We start from the raw sequence: 15,794 nt of genomic DNA, 5'->3' as shown, positions 1-15,794 counted from the left end.
CCCCTTATTTATTCTTCATTTCAAATGCTTTCATAAAGTCAACAAGCTTTTTCACGCCTTCAATTGGCATTGCGTTATAAATGCTAGCTCGCATTCCACCAACAGAACGATGTCCCTTTAATGTTTCTAATCCAAGTGCTTTCGCCTCTTGAATAAATGTTTGATTTAAATCGTCCGATGGTGCTGTAAATGGGATATTCATAAGAGAGCGGTAAGCATGATGTACAGGTGATGAGAAAAACTTTGACTCATCTAAAAAATTGTATAGTAATGCTGCTTTTTCACGATTTTTCTCTTCCATTATACGTACACCACCTTGCTCCTTTAGCCACTCTAATACGAGTTTCGTAACGTAAATGCTAAAAGATGGCGGCGTATTATATAAAGAGCCATGCTTACTATACGTTTCATAATTTAGCATCGCTGGACAAGATGCATCTGCATGACCAATTAAATCTTTTCGAATGATGACAACGGTAAGCCCTGCTGGCCCTAAATTTTTTTGAGCACCAGCGTAAATCAAGCCAAATCTCGTAATATCGTACTCTTCTGATAAAATGTTTGAAGACATATCGGCAACGAGTGGGATTTCTCCTGTAAGGGGAATCTCTTTATAGCGTGTGCCTTCAATGGTATTATTTGTTGTAATATGTACGTAATCGACCTCGGTAGGAATAGTAGATTGATGAATAGATGGAATCGTTGTAAAACGATTTTCTTCTGAAGATGCTAGCAGATGAACATTGCCTATTTTTTTCGCTTCTTGCATTGCCTTTTTTGACCATGAACCTGTATGTACGTAACTCGCTTTCTTAAAACGATGTAATAAGTTAAGTGGAATCATAGAAAACTGAAGTGACGCCCCGCCCTGCAAAAATAACACTTCATAATTTTCAGGTATGTTCATTAACTCCCGTAACAAAGATGTTGCTTCATCCATCACTTGTTGAAAAGCTGGTCCCCGGTGGCTCATCTCCATAATCGACATCCCTGTGCCACTATAGTTTAATAATTCCGTCTGCACCTTTTCTAATACCGGTAAAGGGAGCATAGATGGTCCAGCTGAAAAATTATATACTCTTTCCATAACATGATACCTCCCTCAAATTTAAATCGTTTAATTTTTTGAACTTTCTGAATTATAACCTATATAAAAATACCGGTCAATTTCTTTTTCCCACCTAGCATTAAAACGTCGTGGAATCGTTTACAACTGTTAAAAATACAAAAAAGAGACCGCCTCCCCTTAAGCAGCCTCCCTAAGTATAAATAATATAATTGCTAGTTATTTGCTAAAAAGCGATCATAAATTTGATACAATGCCGAAAGCCCTACAAGCCAGTAAACTGTGTCAACAAGAGCTGGTACAGAACCAAACAGTTCCTCTACAAAATTAAAATCCAGCGCAACACCTAACCAGTTTAATCCGCCCAAAATCACCAAAATTGCTGTCAGATAAGATAAAAATTTCATGCTGACTCCCCCTAGGTGAAAAATGGTGAAAGGCCTTTCGCTATAAATATATGTAGTGAATTCGGAAACTTGCACGTTTCTTTATGAAATTTATTTTTCATACCAATTATATATAACGTTCTCCGTTTCTTTACTATGAATGTGATACGCATGATTGTCATCGTAAGAACCAATAAACCAAACTGAAAATCCTTTAAAATAAGGTTTTGGTTCTAATATATCACGATATGCACGCCAACCATCCTGTTGCACAGACGAAGAAAATACATTTGAAACATCTGGATTCCATGGGTTTTGTAAACCATATTCTTTCGCTGGAACATTAAAACCACCAAAGTAAATAGGCTTTCCAGTTACTTTATGTAATTGTTCTAGTTGCTCCACCACATTTTGACCACGATTATATACAGTCGTTCCATATAAAGCCTGTGTAATATCTTTATACGTAGGTGCTTTTTGATCAGAAAGTTCAAACCAACTATCAATACTAACAATATCAACTTTTTTCAAATACGGCCGACTAATCTTTTTTGCAAAAGCGAGCTCATATGATGGATCCCACGTCGTCGTAAGCCACCAGTTCATTTGGTATAAAATTTCCCCATTATAATGTGCTCTCACAAAATCAATCGTATCGTTCCAATACCCTTCTGCATACTCCATATGAACAAAGTTAGAAGCAATTTTCAGCCCATATATATCATATTGACTTGTAATGTCATCAAAAATGTTTTGTAATACAATTGTTTTCCACTTCCAGAAAAAATCATTAATATTGCTAGGATTCCATTCTGTCTCTCCAACATTTCCATTTTGAATAAACGGAAATGGCTCGACAATGACTTGAATGTTATGCTTTACTAATTCTTCAATTAATACAATTGCTTCTTGCTTTTGCTTCTCATTAATCATCATATTTGATGAATACACGTTAGGAATATCTACTTGGATTGGAACGTTTACTGTATTTAAGTTCAACCTTTCTACATCTTGTAGTACTTTTTCAATATTACTTCCCATACTGTTACATTTCCTGCCTTAATTTTATCATCTTTTACAGTATGTACACTTGCAGATGCTTGAAAGCAAAAAGAAAATAACATGATGAACACCATCCCTAATATATAGAATGGTTTCCTTTTCTCCTGCATATTCACCCTCCTATTCAGTTACTGATACAACGAAATGTAAAAACATTTCAAAACCACATAAATTCATTATATTATAATGCAATGAATTTACGTGGTTTCCATTGGAGGTTAACTATAGGAAATTTAAACAAACTATTAAAAGAACACCCATCATTTATCAAATATACATTACATTGGGGGCTATCGTAGTAAAGATTGGTTATGAATTAGGACATCTTGTAGCAAATTTGACTTATTCATAATATAAATTTTGACTTCTAAATTACAAGAAGCATAGAATAAATTCTTTCTATGCTTCTTATAACTGACACTATTCTCTTACATCTGGTTTTACACCATTTGTCTCCAGTTTTTGTAACAACTCATAATATATCTGTATTTCCCCTTCACTATTGTCCCATGTTTCGCCGTAAATGCGATTAATTTTATTTGAAAGCATTTCTAAAATAAAACGACTGCCATCATCACTATTTAACAACACATATGTTTTACTATTTTCTTCATATATTTTCGTCATACGAGAGTTTTTCAAACTTTCCAATGATGGTTGGCCACTCTTCTCTATAATATTCGCTATATAACCTTCTTCTACACTTTCTCGTAAAGAATCCTCACTCAAATCACTCTTTTTAAAAGAGGAAAGCGTTAGCGCAATTATATAAACATCTGTTTTTTTCATTTGTTTTTCTAGCTCTTCTGAATTATGTTCAACAATTGCCTGTTTCGCTTCCTCACTTATTTTCGGTCCTTCATTTTTATTCACTTCTTTTGTATGTTGGTAATAGCCGATACTGCGATAAACGATAGAGACAAGCAACATAGCCACTATAAAAATGTACCAGCCATTATAACCCGGTGATTTAATACGAGAATATTCTTTTATTTCTTCATGCTCTTTTTCAGAGAGTTTTTGCTGAGAGCTTGCATTTTCTTCTTCCATACTATCTTTTTCAAATACCGCTCCCGAACTCCAAAATTGTTCTAACTGTGTTTCTAACCCTTCTTCTAGCAACTTTGGAGTAGTCGCAGTATAGTTTTCTTTACGCTTCATCTCAATTTCCATATTTAATATTTCTATTTCACGGTTTATTCTATTCTTTCTCTTATTATAGGCATCATCCAATTCACTACCTAAACCAACTTCTTTTAAAATTTTACTTTTAATCCCACCAGAAATAAGGTACATAATAACTAATGCGATATATACACTACCGGCATACCAACCAGTAAAATATATTGGTAAAATCCAACCAGTTATATAAACGAAAAATACAAATGTTAAACCTGTCTTCGGAAACTTTTCACCCAGAAACCTAAGAGACTTACAAAACTTTAAAAAAGGACGATGTAACAAATGTGTAACACTAGCCATAAACACACAAAATTTATGTTTTGTTGCAATTGTGTCGCTGTAAATTGTTTTTACCTCTTTGCGATTTGGCTCCAATTTCATCGCCGCTTCCGCTAGCATTCTTGCTTTTTTAAAATTCCCATCCCCTTTTGCAAGAACTGCAAAATTCACAAGGTTATCAACATTTTCCGGATTTAGTTCTAACGCACGCTTTTCAGCTCTTAAACGTTCTTCTTTTCGTTTCGGGAAATGATAGTATAAAAGTACTGCGTAGCTCCCTACATATTTTTCGTTTTCCAGATCTAACTCCATTGCTTTTTCATAACAAGCAAGCGCCTCAACAATCTTCTTTGCAACAATATTGACTTGTCCCATGTAAGCATGAAACTTTGCATTTTCCGGATAGTTTTTCATCCCAATTTCCGTTAACTCTTGCACTCTCTTCATATTTTTTTGTTCAGCAAATATCTCTAATGCTATTAATAAAATCATCTCTTCTTTATGATCTAGTCGTAACGCTTCTTCTAAATATTTGATGCTTTCTTCTACTTCTTGCAAACCATAATAATACACATACGCTAAACAAAGATAACCAGAAGCATCTTCAGGATCCTCTTCAATCATCCATTCCGCTTCTTCTTTTGCTCTCTCTACATTACCAAGTTTTAACCAATGGTTGATTGTTATTAAATTATCTTGAACAGTTTGTTCCATATCCCTCTCCCCATCTACTATTTCAATCCGTGCTCTCTCATATAATCTAATACTTTATCAAAATCTTTATTCACATCACTAAACGTTGCATAATTTTTCGCTGTTGAAAACCACTCTAGCGTTGTTGGTTGGCGCATTTTCATCGCTACTAATATATCTTCATTGGAAAGCAGCTGTAATTGTCCCGTTTCAAATGAACGATGAATCGCTTGATTAATCTACATTAAATCTGCACCTAAAAAATGCTCGGCGTACTTTGCTACAATATAAATCTGTAATTCTGTTTGCGGTTTATCTTCTCTTCATACTTATCCACTTCGTACGCCTTCACTTTCCTTTTACATTTCAATATTCCAGCAAAACAAGATGTAACATTCCAAAAACATATTATCAAACGTTTTTTGTCTTTTTGGTCATAAATTGTCGAGCACAAAGGAAAATAGCATTTTTTTACTTTTTTAAACAAAATAAAAAGAAACCATAGATTGTAGTTATGTGTGGTTTCTTTCGTGAGGTTAAGTATATAAATATTAAGTTTTATATATAAGGTTAAGCACTTTGTATAGTTAAAATAAGTATTTATGTAATATCCTATTGAGAAACAAGAGGTTGTACATATCGTTTTTTCATATCATCTTCACCAAGATTAGAAGCTGTGTAATCAATAATATTGTGGTGATCATAAATGAAGGTATGCTCTAATTTTTTTTCATCTTGCAATACTCTTGGCAAATACCTTTTTAAATTGCTAATTACACCCCTATTATCCTCATCTAAGATCCAATTAATTGACTTCCATTCTAATATACCTTCGTCGGTGTTTAAAGGAGTCTCAATATGTACTTCATCTGGTAAAACAGCAAGAAATACATACATTCCATCACTATCTTCAAGTTCATCCTTATCTTTAAAGATGACATTACCTTTATAAGTTACACTATGAAGTTGAATACCCGTTTCCTCAAACGTTTCTCTAATTACTCCTTCGTATGGAGTTTCATTATCCTCGATTTTACCTCCAACACCATTCCACATTCCCATTAGTGGTTTTTTATTTCTATTTAAGAGTAGTATTTTTCCTCCTTTTCTAATGAAACATATTGTGTACTTGTACATGCCATCATATCCTTTCTACTTCTTACCCTCTACCGTGCTCTTCTTACCGTTAACTTAATATAATTTTAACAAAAAAACAGTAGAACCTGTGAATGACCCCTCCTTAACACTCTTTCGAGTTGTTTAAAGAAGGGGCTTCCTGTTTCATTGACCGTCGCATAGTGAATCATCCGACTATGTCTTACACAATCTCAACTTCACAATCCTGCTACATTCGGTTCTGTTCCCTGTCTCTCTAACTTTTTTACTAATTCATTATGGATTTGCATTTCAACTTCACTATTATCCCACGTCTCGCCGTAAATACGTTTTATTTTACTAGGAGACATTTCTAAAACAAAACGGCTTCTATCACTGCTACGCAGTAACACATATAAATTACCATTTTCTTTATATAGCTTCATAATGCGAGCTGCTTTTAAACTTTCAAATGATGGTTGCCCAGTTTTCTCTAGCACAGTTGCTATGTAATTTTCTTCTACACTTTCTCGTAAAGATTCTTCACTACCATCACTTTGTTTAAAAACTGAAAACGTCATAGAAATGATATACATCTCTGTTTTTTCCATTCCTACTTTCAACTCTTCCGAATTGTATTCAACCGTTACGTCTTTTATTTCTTCACTTACTTTTATTTCTTGATCTTGATTTGCATTTTCGTGAATTTGATAATACTTAATTCCACTATAAATAATACGAATAAGTAACACAGTCACAATAAAAATAATCCAGCCTTTATATGGTGATGACTTCAAACGAGAATACCCTTTTACGTCTTTCCGTTCTTTCTCAGATAGTTTCTGCTGCGGCAAAGCTTCTTTACTTTTTTCAACCGAAGCACCCGGTCCCCACAACTGCTCTAATTGTAACTGCAACTCTTCTTCTGATACATTTGTATTTTCAGTCGTAATATTTTTCTTACTATGACTATTACGCATCATCTTGCTTATTTCTTTATCCCGTTTCCGCTTATTTTTCTGCGTATTATACTCCCCGCTCCGTTTATCCGATAGACCGAGATTACGAAGCATTCTATCTTGAATCTTGCCAGAAATAAAGGACATTCCAAACAAAGCACCATATAAAACAAGCGCATATTCTTCTAGAAACACTATCGGTATAATAAAGTAGATAACCGAACTAATGTATACTAGTATATTAAAAAAAGATGGACTCTTCCCTTCTATAAAGCGAAAAAGATTGATAAACTTCGCTAATGGAACAATTAATATTGAGAGGTTCATTGTAAAGTGGCAAAACTTATTTTTCGTCACAATTGTCTCTTTATAAATTTTCTGCACACCTGGATGATTCGGCTCTAGTTTCATTGCAGTTTCAGCTAACATTCGCGCTTTTTTAAACTGCCTCTGTTCCTTCGCATAATCCGCAAATGCTACAAGATTCATCACATTTTCAGGATTCAGCTCTAATGCACGCTCTTCCGCTCTTAGTGCATCTTGCTTTCGCTTTGGGAAGTAATAATACAAAATTAACGCATACCTTCCAATATACAGTTCATTCTCCGGGTCTAACTCAATTGCTTTTTCATAATACGGCAAAGACTGTTTAGGAGTCTCTAACAAGAGATATGCATGTGCCATATAATAATAGAACACTGCATTTTCTGTATAATTTTTCATACCTATTTCTGCTAGCTCTCGTATTTTATCAATCGCTTGCTGTGAATCAGATATTTCTAGCGCTACTAATAAAACCGTCTCATCTATATGATTAAGTCTTAACGCCTCTTCTAAATAGAAAATACTTTCTCCTTCTTCTTGTAAGCCATAAAAATACACATACGCTAAACAAAGATAACCAGAAGCATCTTCAGAATCCTCTTCAATCATCCATTCCGCTTCTTCTTTTGCTCTCTCTACATTACCAAGTTTTAACCAATGGTTGACTGTGATTAAATTATCTCGAACAGTTTGTTCCATATCCCTCTCCCTATCTGCTATTTCAACCCGTGCTCTCTCATATAATCTAATACTTTATCAAAATCTTTATTCACATCGCTAAACGTTGCATAATTTTTCGCTGTTGAAAACCAATCTAGCGTTGTTGGTTGGCGCATTTTCATCGCTGCTAATATATCTTCATTTGAAAGTGGCTGTAGCTGTCCTGTTTCAAATGAACGATGAATCGCTTGATTAATCGCATCTTCGACTAAGTATGTTAAATCTGCGCCTGAAAAATGCTCGGCGTACTTTGCTACAATATCAAGCTGCAATTCTGTTTGTGGCTTATCTTTTGTCTTTAACTCTAAAATTGTCAATCGCTCTTCTAAACTTGGAGGCGCTACAAAAATAAGTGAATTAAAGCGACCAGGGCGTCTAAGAGCAGGATCAATATACCACGGTGTATTTGTCGCTCCTATAATATACACACCTTCATTAAAAGAATTACTACCATCCATTTCTACGAGCAACTGATTCACTAACGTACGCTGATGATGCGCTCCCATCTTTTGGCGATTTCCTCCAAAAGCATCCAACTCATCAATAAATAAAATACAAGGCTTTGTTTTACGAGCTTCTTCAAACACTTCATGCAAATTTTTCTCCGACTCACCAGACCACATCGAAAGAATTGCTTGCAGTTCCAAATGAATAAAATTCGCATTAATTTCTCCAGCTACTGCACGCGCCAAAAATGTTTTCCCACAGCCAGGTGGACCGTAAAACAATAAGCTGCCGCCTGTTTGTTTTCCAAACGCTTTAAAATACTCAGGCGATTGTATCGGAAGAATAAAATCCATATTAATCCGCTTCTTAATCTCTTCCATTCCACCAACATCAGCAAATGTTTGCTTCGACTCTTCCGCTTCAACCATTTGATTCTTCTCTCTATCAAACGAAATGACTTTAATCTTATCTCTATACTTCTCCACTTTGTACACCTTCACTTTCCTTTTACGTTTCAAATTCCCAGCAAAACACGATGTAACATTCCAAAAAACATATTATCAAACGTTTTTTGTATTTTTTGTTATAAATTGTCGAATATCAATAAAAATAGCATTTTTTTACTTTTTCCGAACACAATAAAGTGAAACTTCACTCAGTGGAGGGGATTCTTCATCCCCCACTGAATATTAGCCCGACCAATCGGGCTTTTACGGACTGTTAATGCGGGATAAAACGGAGCCACTATCACTTCTGACAAGTCTAAAAAGCAAGGAAAATCATCTAAAATGTAACTACAAAACAAAAACGACATATAATTAATTTATATCAGTTCAATTTCAGGCTAACATCCCGCCACTTCACTATCGCTATGTTAAAAACATGTTTTATGTAAAAAAATCCATCAAGGAGTTGATATCATTGCATTCTGAAGAGGGTAAAGAAGTACGAATCCTTAGTATTGCTGAATCGATAAAATTTAAAAAAGCGCTAAGAACTAAAAAAGCTACAGCATTTCATAAAAAGGTTGCTGAAATAAAATCCAAAATAAACATTTTAAAGAAGCAAACACCAAATAAACACACTTAATGTGTGTTTATTTGGTGTTTAAGCTCATATGACTACACTCGGATAGATTTTTCGCGATTGAAAGAGATTGCAAGCCAGTACTAACAAATTGTCACTCTCCTTCACTGCTCACTAAAATTTTATCAATAAGTAAATGATCACTATCTTTCCAAATCTTTTCTATTATACTTCTCATCTTTTTAATTCCATTACTCGCATTACAGTCACAAAATACAAGAATACCTCTTGCCGGTATTGCAACTGCATAACCATTTGATACAAATTCTTTTAATGAATAATCCCATAAATCATCTAAAACAATTGAACTAATTACAAAATTCAATTAATTGTTCTCTTGTCACTTTACGTTTCATACCCTTCAACACCTCAAAACTAATAATAAGGTAAACAATTATTATGCAAAAAAACAGCAGAGACCTTTTATACAATCTCTGCTGTTTTCTATTATTGAACCTCTAATTTAAACCAATTGTTCCATGCATACACAAGCGTTACCAACAACCCCACCATCCCAAACAAAATAACATTAGTATTAAGGGTTGAACCAAATAACACCGCTATCAATGAAACGAAAAATAATAACATCGCAATACTATTAATCTTAATTTCAACTATATCGCCGCTTTTCACTTCTGTTTCTTTACTTCCAAAAAACAATTGATTTACTTTTATATTCGCTTTTTCTACATCAGAAGGAAGGCTGTACTCTTCATTATTTGCTAATTTCATTACGACTTCATTATCCACTTTCAAAGCTACCCTTGTAGCTCCGCCCATTATACCAGTTGCCCTTATTACTTTTATAGCCATTTCAAACTCCCCCTAAAATTTTCTCCTCATTTTTAAATCTAATATACTTCCTTGGATTCTCTCATGCTGCTAAAGATACATATCATTACATTTATAGTTAAAAAACACTCATCCAAAAAACAAATATAAGTTACTAGGTTTTATAACCTCATCTCCAACATAAATAACCCATTCCGTTAAGTCTTCAAAATCTAGATTATAGCATGTTCCTTCAGTCATATCTTTAATAAAATATGGTTGGTTAATGAGTACTCCTTGTATGTTTTCTTCTGTTATATTGTTCATTTCAAACCACATATGTTCACTTTTATCTTCTTCATAATGAACACCAAACTTTGCAAGAAAACGGAAGTCCTCATTGTTTTCTTCCACATTAAAAATATTGGCGAAATATCCGAAGGTGTTCTTCGCATTATAAGCCATTCGAGCTGTTTCCTTATTCGTTTTGTAGAACATCAACCCAGTATTTTCTTGTTGTTTGTTGAAAAAGCTTTCAATATATCCTTCTGTAGCATTAAGTTGAAACAACACAACAGACGGGAGCTGATGGTATTCGTCCCGATCATCCATTCCTCCAAGAAATAATTCATTTGCATCGGTTAATTGAATAGATACTTCTTCCTCTTCAATTGAAGTTAATTCCGTAATACTCGTTTTATGTCCAATATAAGATAAACCTTTTTCCCACGGGACCGCTACGGTATATATTGTACCTTGCTGACTTTGTGCTATAACTACAGGTTCGTTAATCGATACATATCCATTTTCAATTGCATTATTTGCAAATGTTTGAAAGAGATCAGAAATACCGTAATAAGAAGAAAGACGATTTGGAATAATTAATTCCACTTCCGTTACTCCTGCTCTTAAAAGTCCATGTGTATGAAACCAATATTGCGTAGGTTCACCATTTTCCCCTTCTCTATAAACTGAATGAATGACATATAAATCGGGAATATCCGGTAACAATTCATTTTCAATGTGATATTCAATGTATCTTCTCGATAGCACTTTCATCGCTGCACTCGAGTCGATGACAAATAATAAATCAGGTGCAAGTTTCCATAAAAATTGCAATTGATCGTAAAAACAGCTGAGCACATCACCAGAAAAAATTGTACGTGTAAAGATTTCAGTCCCTACAGAAACATCTTCAAAAACATCATCTATTATCGTGGAGTCTTGTCTATTATATAGCTTATATTCTTCTACATCTCTTGTCTCCTCAATATGTATCTCATACGGTATCATTTCCCCATCCATATGCAATTCCACAATAAGGCTTGTCTCATCACTATATACAATTTTCAACTCATCTACTGTAGTCGCAACAATTTCTAATCGTTGTTTTAACTGATCTAACGAAAGTCTTTCCGGTATAACAGCAATCATATCAGAAAAATGACGTTCCAACGTTCCTTTAATCGCCGCACGATATTCTTCTGTTTGTACTTCCATCCATACTCGCTCCCATCTCATTTAAATCTTGGACACTTGAAATCACTTATCAATCTTCTAATTTTTTCTCTATACTTAACTTATTTCGACAAGTCATATTCTAAGTAATTCCCGTCCCATTCAAGAACGTGATCATCTACATGCACATGCCACTGAGCCCCTAAAATGACGCAACGAATCTTTGAAAGCAATGCAGTCCAATGTTGAACACCCTCCCATATTGCATCATCTTTGTTGTCAGATAACCTCGTTGAATCTTCAAAAATCATATCTTCTATTCGATTCTCTTTGCTATAAACAGTAAAACTTTCCCAGTTACATCCTTCACCCGTATTATAATATGCCATAATTTCTTTATCAACAGAATATTCTAAAACTAATTTATCAATAGCTTTTTGTTCATCTATAGTACGCATGTTTAAAAAATAAAAAACACCTCTCTAAAGAAGAAGTGTTTTTGTTTTTTATAACGATGCTTGATAAATCTTTACAACATCTTGTTTATTTAATTTTTTAAACTGCCCAAACTCACCATATGCCATTGCTTTTTCTGCCATAACATCAATTTGCTCTTCACCAATTTTATAATCTGCTAAACGAGATGGTGCTCCAATAGATGTCCAAAATTGACGCAATGCTTCAATTCCTTCTATCGCTATGTCAACATCCCTTTTACCTTCTGGTTCAACATGAAATACTCGAATTGCAAATTGTTTAAAGCGATCTACATTTTCATATAAAACATGTTTCATCCAGTTCGGGAATAGGATTGCTAAACCACCGCCATGCGGAATATCGTATACTGCTGAAACAGCATGCTCAATATTATGCGTTGCCCAGTCTCCTCGTACACCCATCGTCAAAATACCATTTAACGCCATTGTACCGCAATATAAAATCGTTTCTCGATGGTCGTAACTGTTTAAATCATGCAGCAGCTTTGGCGCTGTCTCAATAACTGTTTGTAAAATAGATTCACAGTAGCGATCCTGCAATGCTGTATTTGTACCTTGATGAAAATATTGTTCGAGTACATGTGACATAATGTCAACAATGCCGTATACTGTCTGATTTCGTGGTACAGATATTGTATGGCTCGGATCTAAAATAGAAAACTGCGGAAATGTGACTGGACTCCCCCAGCCATACTTCTCATTTGTTTCCCAATTTGTAATTACTGAGCCTGCATTCATTTCAGAACCTGTTGCTGCTAAAGTTAACACTGTTCCAAAAGGTAAGGCTGCCTTTGCGATAGCTTTTTTCGTAACAAGATCCCACGCGTCTCCAGTATACTTACTGCCCGCCGCAATCGCTTTTGTGCAGTCTATGACACTTCCACCGCCCACAGCTAAAATAAACTCGACACCATTCTCTTTACAAATTTGAATCCCTTTATTTACCGTTGATAAACGTGGATTAGGCTCCACACCACTTAACTCAAAAATTTCTGCTTCTATTTCTTTTAACATTGAGATCACATTATCATAAATCCCATTTTGTTTAATACTTCCACCACCATATACGAGTAACACTTTCTTCCCGTATTGAGGTATTTCTAATTTCAATTGTTCTAATTGGCCTTTTCCAAAAATAAGCTTGGTTGGATTACGAAACACAAAATTTTGCATACGCTTCATCCTTTCGATATAAAAGTAACTATACTTTTATATATCATACATTTGTCTATTTATAAAAAGTTCTGCTTCTCGCACAAGCGGTTCTTTCGGACTACCCTAATCCGCTTCCCTTACTGTGACAAGACGATATGTTGAAGAATTAACACTTCTTCTCTTTCAATTTGTAGTTCTTCTGCTGCTTTTCTAATTCCATTCACTTTTATACTAGCTTTTTACATCATAACTATAAAAGCAATTCATTGTTTTCCATGCATCTTATTACATTTCCCCATTCCTCATATGAAAGATCTAATCTTCTATATGCAAATAATGTCATGCAAACATTTTCGATCATCAAAGGATTTTCTCGTAGAAAATCCCATCTCAATACTTTTGGTAAGTAATATGTTTCGTACTCTTTACTCTCTTTAATAATCTTATCAACTTCCCGTTCACAAATTCCCCTTACTAAATAATCTGCTCTTAATTCCTGGCATACCTTGTTAAACTCTTCATTATGAGATTTTAATTGAAGTAAACAAACTATATATGTACGAAACACATCATCATTCCGATTACAGCATCTTATTATATTTTCTACTTTATTCATAATATTTTAGCCTTCCCTTGAATTTGTAAAAGTCATTTTTCATGCTTTGTTTTACTTGTTTTTACAGATTGAAAAAAGAACGTTTTATTTAGTGTATACGAACAGTATGATATGTATGTCCGGCATACCTCATCTGAAAATGATATGATTATATTGTCAATAACATCGATTTACATCCAAGTTTAGGAATACAAAATAAAGAAATGGAAACAAGGAGGAGAAATCATGAGTTTTTTTAGTAGACTTTTTAAAAAAGTAGAACAAGTAAACAATAGAGAGTCAACCCTCAATGAATTAAATGAAGAATTATATGTTGAATCTCCAATAGAAGAAGCAAACAGCTTTTGGGTATCAATGGCACAAAATTTAATTATCAATACTGTAAAAGCCGCTGACAATAATGTGGAACGTGCTTTTGTTTTAGTTAATTTTAAAAAAGGAGAGGTTTCTTTTGATATTTTTTATCAAATTAACGGGCACTTGTATTTTTGGAATCAGTTAGAAAATCAGACAATAAAAAAAAGAATTGAACACGAGTTATTACCTCAAGCTTCGGAAGTTGCAGATGCCGTCAACAAACAATTTCGTGAAGCGAACCATCCTACAATTTCGTTTGCAGAATTGCAATTTGAATGGGAAACAAAGGCCTGGTTTTCACACATTATCTGGGAAGACGATCCCGCCTCTCAATTACCGAAAGCACAAATATTAAATGAATGGTTCAGCCTAATCAAAAAGGAAACTCAGAATAAACCACTTAATAGTGATACGAAATTTTCTTGGTATCCATCAAACTCTTAAAAACCTAATAGTATTAGAAAGTACATATTCCGCAAATTTTTATTTTTCAGCACGTAAAACGAATCCTTGTGAATGACCCCTCCCTACCACTAGACTATATCCTACACGCGCTTGAGGAAAGGGACTTCTGTTAGAGTACTGTTAAAAAAGATTTTATCAAGATCTAAATTTTAAAAAACAAATAATTTAAAGGAGATTACATATTTTATATGACTAATATGTAATCTCCTTTCTTATTCCACAATCGCGCCCGACTGTTAAACAATGAAATATGCGAAAGATCTCTCTGCAAATACGTTCTAATTTATTTGACTATCACACCCGTTTAACCATCCATAAAGCAGGAAAATCACCCACTTCACCATAGAAAATGTAAAGGGGTTTCACACCTTCAATACTGCTTCTACGGCTGGGCGAGGAAGGTCGCTGAATTATGGTGCTTTAGGACCAATCAACGCCGCCCCAAGAGGATTGCAACTTTCGCAACAGAACAATTTGGCCGAGATGATATGTATCGTGCATCATGATATTACTGAGTAAACGCTCAATAGAGTACCTGTTAGCTGCATACGGAGCTTTTAACTTTTCATCGTCAAGGTCCGCAATGACCGTTTTTAATTTATTCATGACTTCATTGAGGCGCTGCACTGTCTGGGCCCACCCAATTTCGTCTTCTGGATCCCCCGGATTTCCAAAGGTTTCTTCATTGTCTTCTGCCTTATGCGGATTCTCTGTGACCTTGATTCGATGGATTACGTCTTCATTCCAAAATATCAAGTGGTTGACAATCTGCCAAATCGAATTGCTGATTCCCGAACTTGTCCATGCTGCCTCAGCTGCACTGACTCCATGAAGCGCCTGATCCATGGATGCAAACCAATCATTCTCATGACAATGCATGTCGAGTTGTTCTAAAAACATTTTGGTTACAACTTGCATACAACCAATCTCCTCACTGTTTAGTGTAATCTTTCAAAGTTAAAAGACAAGAAAAATCTGACTATAGTATAATTAATCGGTCCTAAAAAGGTAAAAATCAAATCCAAGCGATCCCTTCCATATTAGACATACCTTTCTCTCCAACATGGCAGGGTAACCCGAAATTTCCGGGTGACGATAACAATAATCCTCAATCAACTTCGAAAAAAGCCATTCATACGCATAAAATAACCTTCATTTTCGACTGTCGGCCATATA

General features: G+C 34.6%; 15 protein-coding genes and 3 pseudogenes. 2 read left to right on the top strand and 16 right to left on the bottom strand.

Annotation, left to right across the window (positions count from 1 at the left end):
* Positions 1–4: 4 nt before the first annotated feature.
* The 8 genes and pseudogenes from serC to BAMA_RS18380 all read right to left on the bottom strand — a co-directional run bounded on the left by serC (position 5) and on the right by BAMA_RS18380 (position 8,707).
* Positions 5–1,087, bottom strand: a complete 1,083-nt coding sequence (gene serC, locus BAMA_RS18410; RefSeq protein WP_034642145.1) for a 3-phosphoserine/phosphohydroxythreonine transaminase — start codon at positions 1,085–1,087, stop codon at positions 5–7.
* Between the two features lie 194 nt (positions 1,088–1,281).
* Positions 1,282–1,473, bottom strand: a complete 192-nt coding sequence (locus BAMA_RS18405; RefSeq protein WP_034642143.1) for a DUF378 domain-containing protein — start codon at positions 1,471–1,473, stop codon at positions 1,282–1,284.
* Positions 1,474–1,563: 90 nt separating this feature from the next.
* Positions 1,564–2,588, bottom strand: a pseudogene (locus tag BAMA_RS18400) (glycoside hydrolase family 113).
* Positions 2,589–2,934: 346 nt separating this feature from the next.
* The gene (locus BAMA_RS18395) at positions 2,935–4,689 is read right to left on the bottom strand and encodes a tetratricopeptide repeat protein (RefSeq protein WP_034642139.1); all 1,755 of its coding nucleotides are present in this window, start codon (positions 4,687–4,689) and stop codon (positions 2,935–2,937) included.
* A 17-nt stretch (positions 4,690–4,706) separates the two neighbouring features.
* A pseudogene (locus tag BAMA_RS24625) lies at positions 4,707–4,988 on the bottom strand (ATP-binding protein); the annotation flags it as partial.
* A 292-nt stretch (positions 4,989–5,280) separates the two neighbouring features.
* The gene (locus tag BAMA_RS18390; RefSeq protein ID WP_034642136.1) at positions 5,281–5,805 is read right to left on the bottom strand and encodes an NUDIX hydrolase; all 525 of its coding nucleotides are present in this window, start codon (positions 5,803–5,805) and stop codon (positions 5,281–5,283) included.
* Positions 5,806–6,002: 197 nt separating this feature from the next.
* Complete coding sequence (locus BAMA_RS18385) at positions 6,003–7,745, bottom strand: tetratricopeptide repeat protein (RefSeq protein WP_034642134.1); 1,743 nt, start codon at positions 7,743–7,745, stop codon at positions 6,003–6,005.
* Between the two features lie 17 nt (positions 7,746–7,762).
* A complete protein-coding gene (locus BAMA_RS18380) occupies positions 7,763–8,707 on the bottom strand; it encodes an ATP-binding protein (protein ID WP_034642132.1) in 945 nt (314 codons plus the stop codon).
* A 427-nt stretch (positions 8,708–9,134) separates the two neighbouring features.
* Here BAMA_RS18380 and BAMA_RS24620 point away from each other — a divergent pair, with 427 nt between their 5' ends.
* Positions 9,135–9,302, top strand: coding sequence for a hypothetical protein (locus tag BAMA_RS24620; protein ID WP_157406041.1), 168 nt, complete (start codon positions 9,135–9,137; stop codon positions 9,300–9,302).
* A 91-nt stretch (positions 9,303–9,393) separates the two neighbouring features.
* On the opposite strand, the gene BAMA_RS18375 is transcribed toward BAMA_RS24620, so the two are convergent.
* From BAMA_RS18375 to BAMA_RS18350, 7 genes and pseudogenes are all read right to left on the bottom strand, one after another.
* A complete protein-coding gene (locus tag BAMA_RS18375; RefSeq protein ID WP_235184477.1) occupies positions 9,394–9,624 on the bottom strand; it encodes a DUF1444 domain-containing protein in 231 nt (76 codons plus the stop codon).
* A 122-nt stretch (positions 9,625–9,746) separates the two neighbouring features.
* Positions 9,747–10,112, bottom strand: a complete 366-nt coding sequence (locus BAMA_RS18370; protein ID WP_034642128.1) for a hypothetical protein — start codon at positions 10,110–10,112, stop codon at positions 9,747–9,749.
* A gap of 108 nt (positions 10,113–10,220) precedes the next feature.
* Positions 10,221–11,570, bottom strand: a complete 1,350-nt coding sequence (locus tag BAMA_RS18365; protein WP_034642125.1) for a DUF4026 domain-containing protein — start codon at positions 11,568–11,570, stop codon at positions 10,221–10,223.
* Positions 11,571–11,650: 80 nt separating this feature from the next.
* The gene (locus BAMA_RS18360; RefSeq protein WP_034642122.1) at positions 11,651–11,986 is read right to left on the bottom strand and encodes a hypothetical protein; all 336 of its coding nucleotides are present in this window, start codon (positions 11,984–11,986) and stop codon (positions 11,651–11,653) included.
* A gap of 48 nt (positions 11,987–12,034) precedes the next feature.
* On the bottom strand, positions 12,035–13,198 hold the full coding sequence (locus tag BAMA_RS18355) for an iron-containing alcohol dehydrogenase (protein ID WP_034642120.1): 1,164 nt from the start codon (positions 13,196–13,198) through the stop codon (positions 12,035–12,037).
* Positions 13,199–13,320: 122 nt separating this feature from the next.
* A pseudogene (locus tag BAMA_RS25660) lies at positions 13,321–13,413 on the bottom strand (hypothetical protein); the annotation flags it as partial.
* A 17-nt stretch (positions 13,414–13,430) separates the two neighbouring features.
* Positions 13,431–13,796, bottom strand: coding sequence for a group-specific protein (locus BAMA_RS18350; RefSeq protein ID WP_034642117.1), 366 nt, complete (start codon positions 13,794–13,796; stop codon positions 13,431–13,433).
* A 225-nt stretch (positions 13,797–14,021) separates the two neighbouring features.
* Here BAMA_RS18350 and BAMA_RS18345 point away from each other — a divergent pair, with 225 nt between their 5' ends.
* A complete protein-coding gene (locus BAMA_RS18345) occupies positions 14,022–14,597 on the top strand; it encodes a hypothetical protein (RefSeq protein ID WP_034642116.1) in 576 nt (191 codons plus the stop codon).
* 441 nt (positions 14,598–15,038) lie between these two features.
* Here BAMA_RS18345 and BAMA_RS18340 read toward each other — a convergent pair whose 3' ends face one another.
* Complete coding sequence (locus tag BAMA_RS18340) at positions 15,039–15,536, bottom strand: DinB family protein (protein WP_034642114.1); 498 nt, start codon at positions 15,534–15,536, stop codon at positions 15,039–15,041.
* Positions 15,537–15,794: the final 258 nt, after the last annotated feature.

The organism is Bacillus manliponensis, assembly GCF_000712595.1.
In the GTDB taxonomy this organism is placed as follows: Bacteria; Bacillota; Bacilli; order Bacillales; family Bacillaceae_G; genus Bacillus_A; species Bacillus_A manliponensis.
Note: the sequence above shows the minus strand (reverse complement) of the source record. Positions and strands in the feature narration are given on the sequence as shown.

Excerpts from the sequence above, each read along its gene's own strand:
- BAMA_RS18405 (WP_034642143.1), bottom strand. The coding sequence starts at position 1,473 with ATGAAATTTTTATCTTATCTGACAGCAATTTTGGTGATTTTGGGCGGA.
- BAMA_RS18365 (WP_034642125.1), bottom strand. The coding sequence starts at position 11,570 with ATGGAAGTACAAACAGAAGAATATCGTGCGGCGATTAAAGGAACGTTG.
- BAMA_RS18355 (WP_034642120.1), bottom strand. The coding sequence starts at position 13,198 with ATGCAAAATTTTGTGTTTCGTAATCCAACCAAGCTTATTTTTGGAAAA.
- BAMA_RS18350 (WP_034642117.1), bottom strand. The coding sequence starts at position 13,796 with ATGAATAAAGTAGAAAATATAATAAGATGCTGTAATCGGAATGATGAT.
- BAMA_RS18370 (WP_034642128.1), bottom strand. The coding sequence starts at position 10,112 with ATGGCTATAAAAGTAATAAGGGCAACTGGTATAATGGGCGGAGCTACA.
- BAMA_RS18385 (WP_034642134.1), bottom strand. The coding sequence starts at position 7,745 with ATGGAACAAACTGTTCGAGATAATTTAATCACAGTCAACCATTGGTTA.
- BAMA_RS18395 (WP_034642139.1), bottom strand. The coding sequence starts at position 4,689 with ATGGAACAAACTGTTCAAGATAATTTAATAACAATCAACCATTGGTTA.
- BAMA_RS18340 (WP_034642114.1), bottom strand. The coding sequence starts at position 15,536 with ATGCAAGTTGTAACCAAAATGTTTTTAGAACAACTCGACATGCATTGT.
- serC (WP_034642145.1), bottom strand. The coding sequence starts at position 1,087 with ATGGAAAGAGTATATAATTTTTCAGCTGGACCATCTATGCTCCCTTTA.
- BAMA_RS18390 (WP_034642136.1), bottom strand. The coding sequence starts at position 5,805 with ATGTACAAGTACACAATATGTTTCATTAGAAAAGGAGGAAAAATACTA.
- BAMA_RS18345 (WP_034642116.1), top strand. The coding sequence starts at position 14,022 with ATGAGTTTTTTTAGTAGACTTTTTAAAAAAGTAGAACAAGTAAACAAT.
- BAMA_RS18360 (WP_034642122.1), bottom strand. The coding sequence starts at position 11,986 with ATGCGTACTATAGATGAACAAAAAGCTATTGATAAATTAGTTTTAGAA.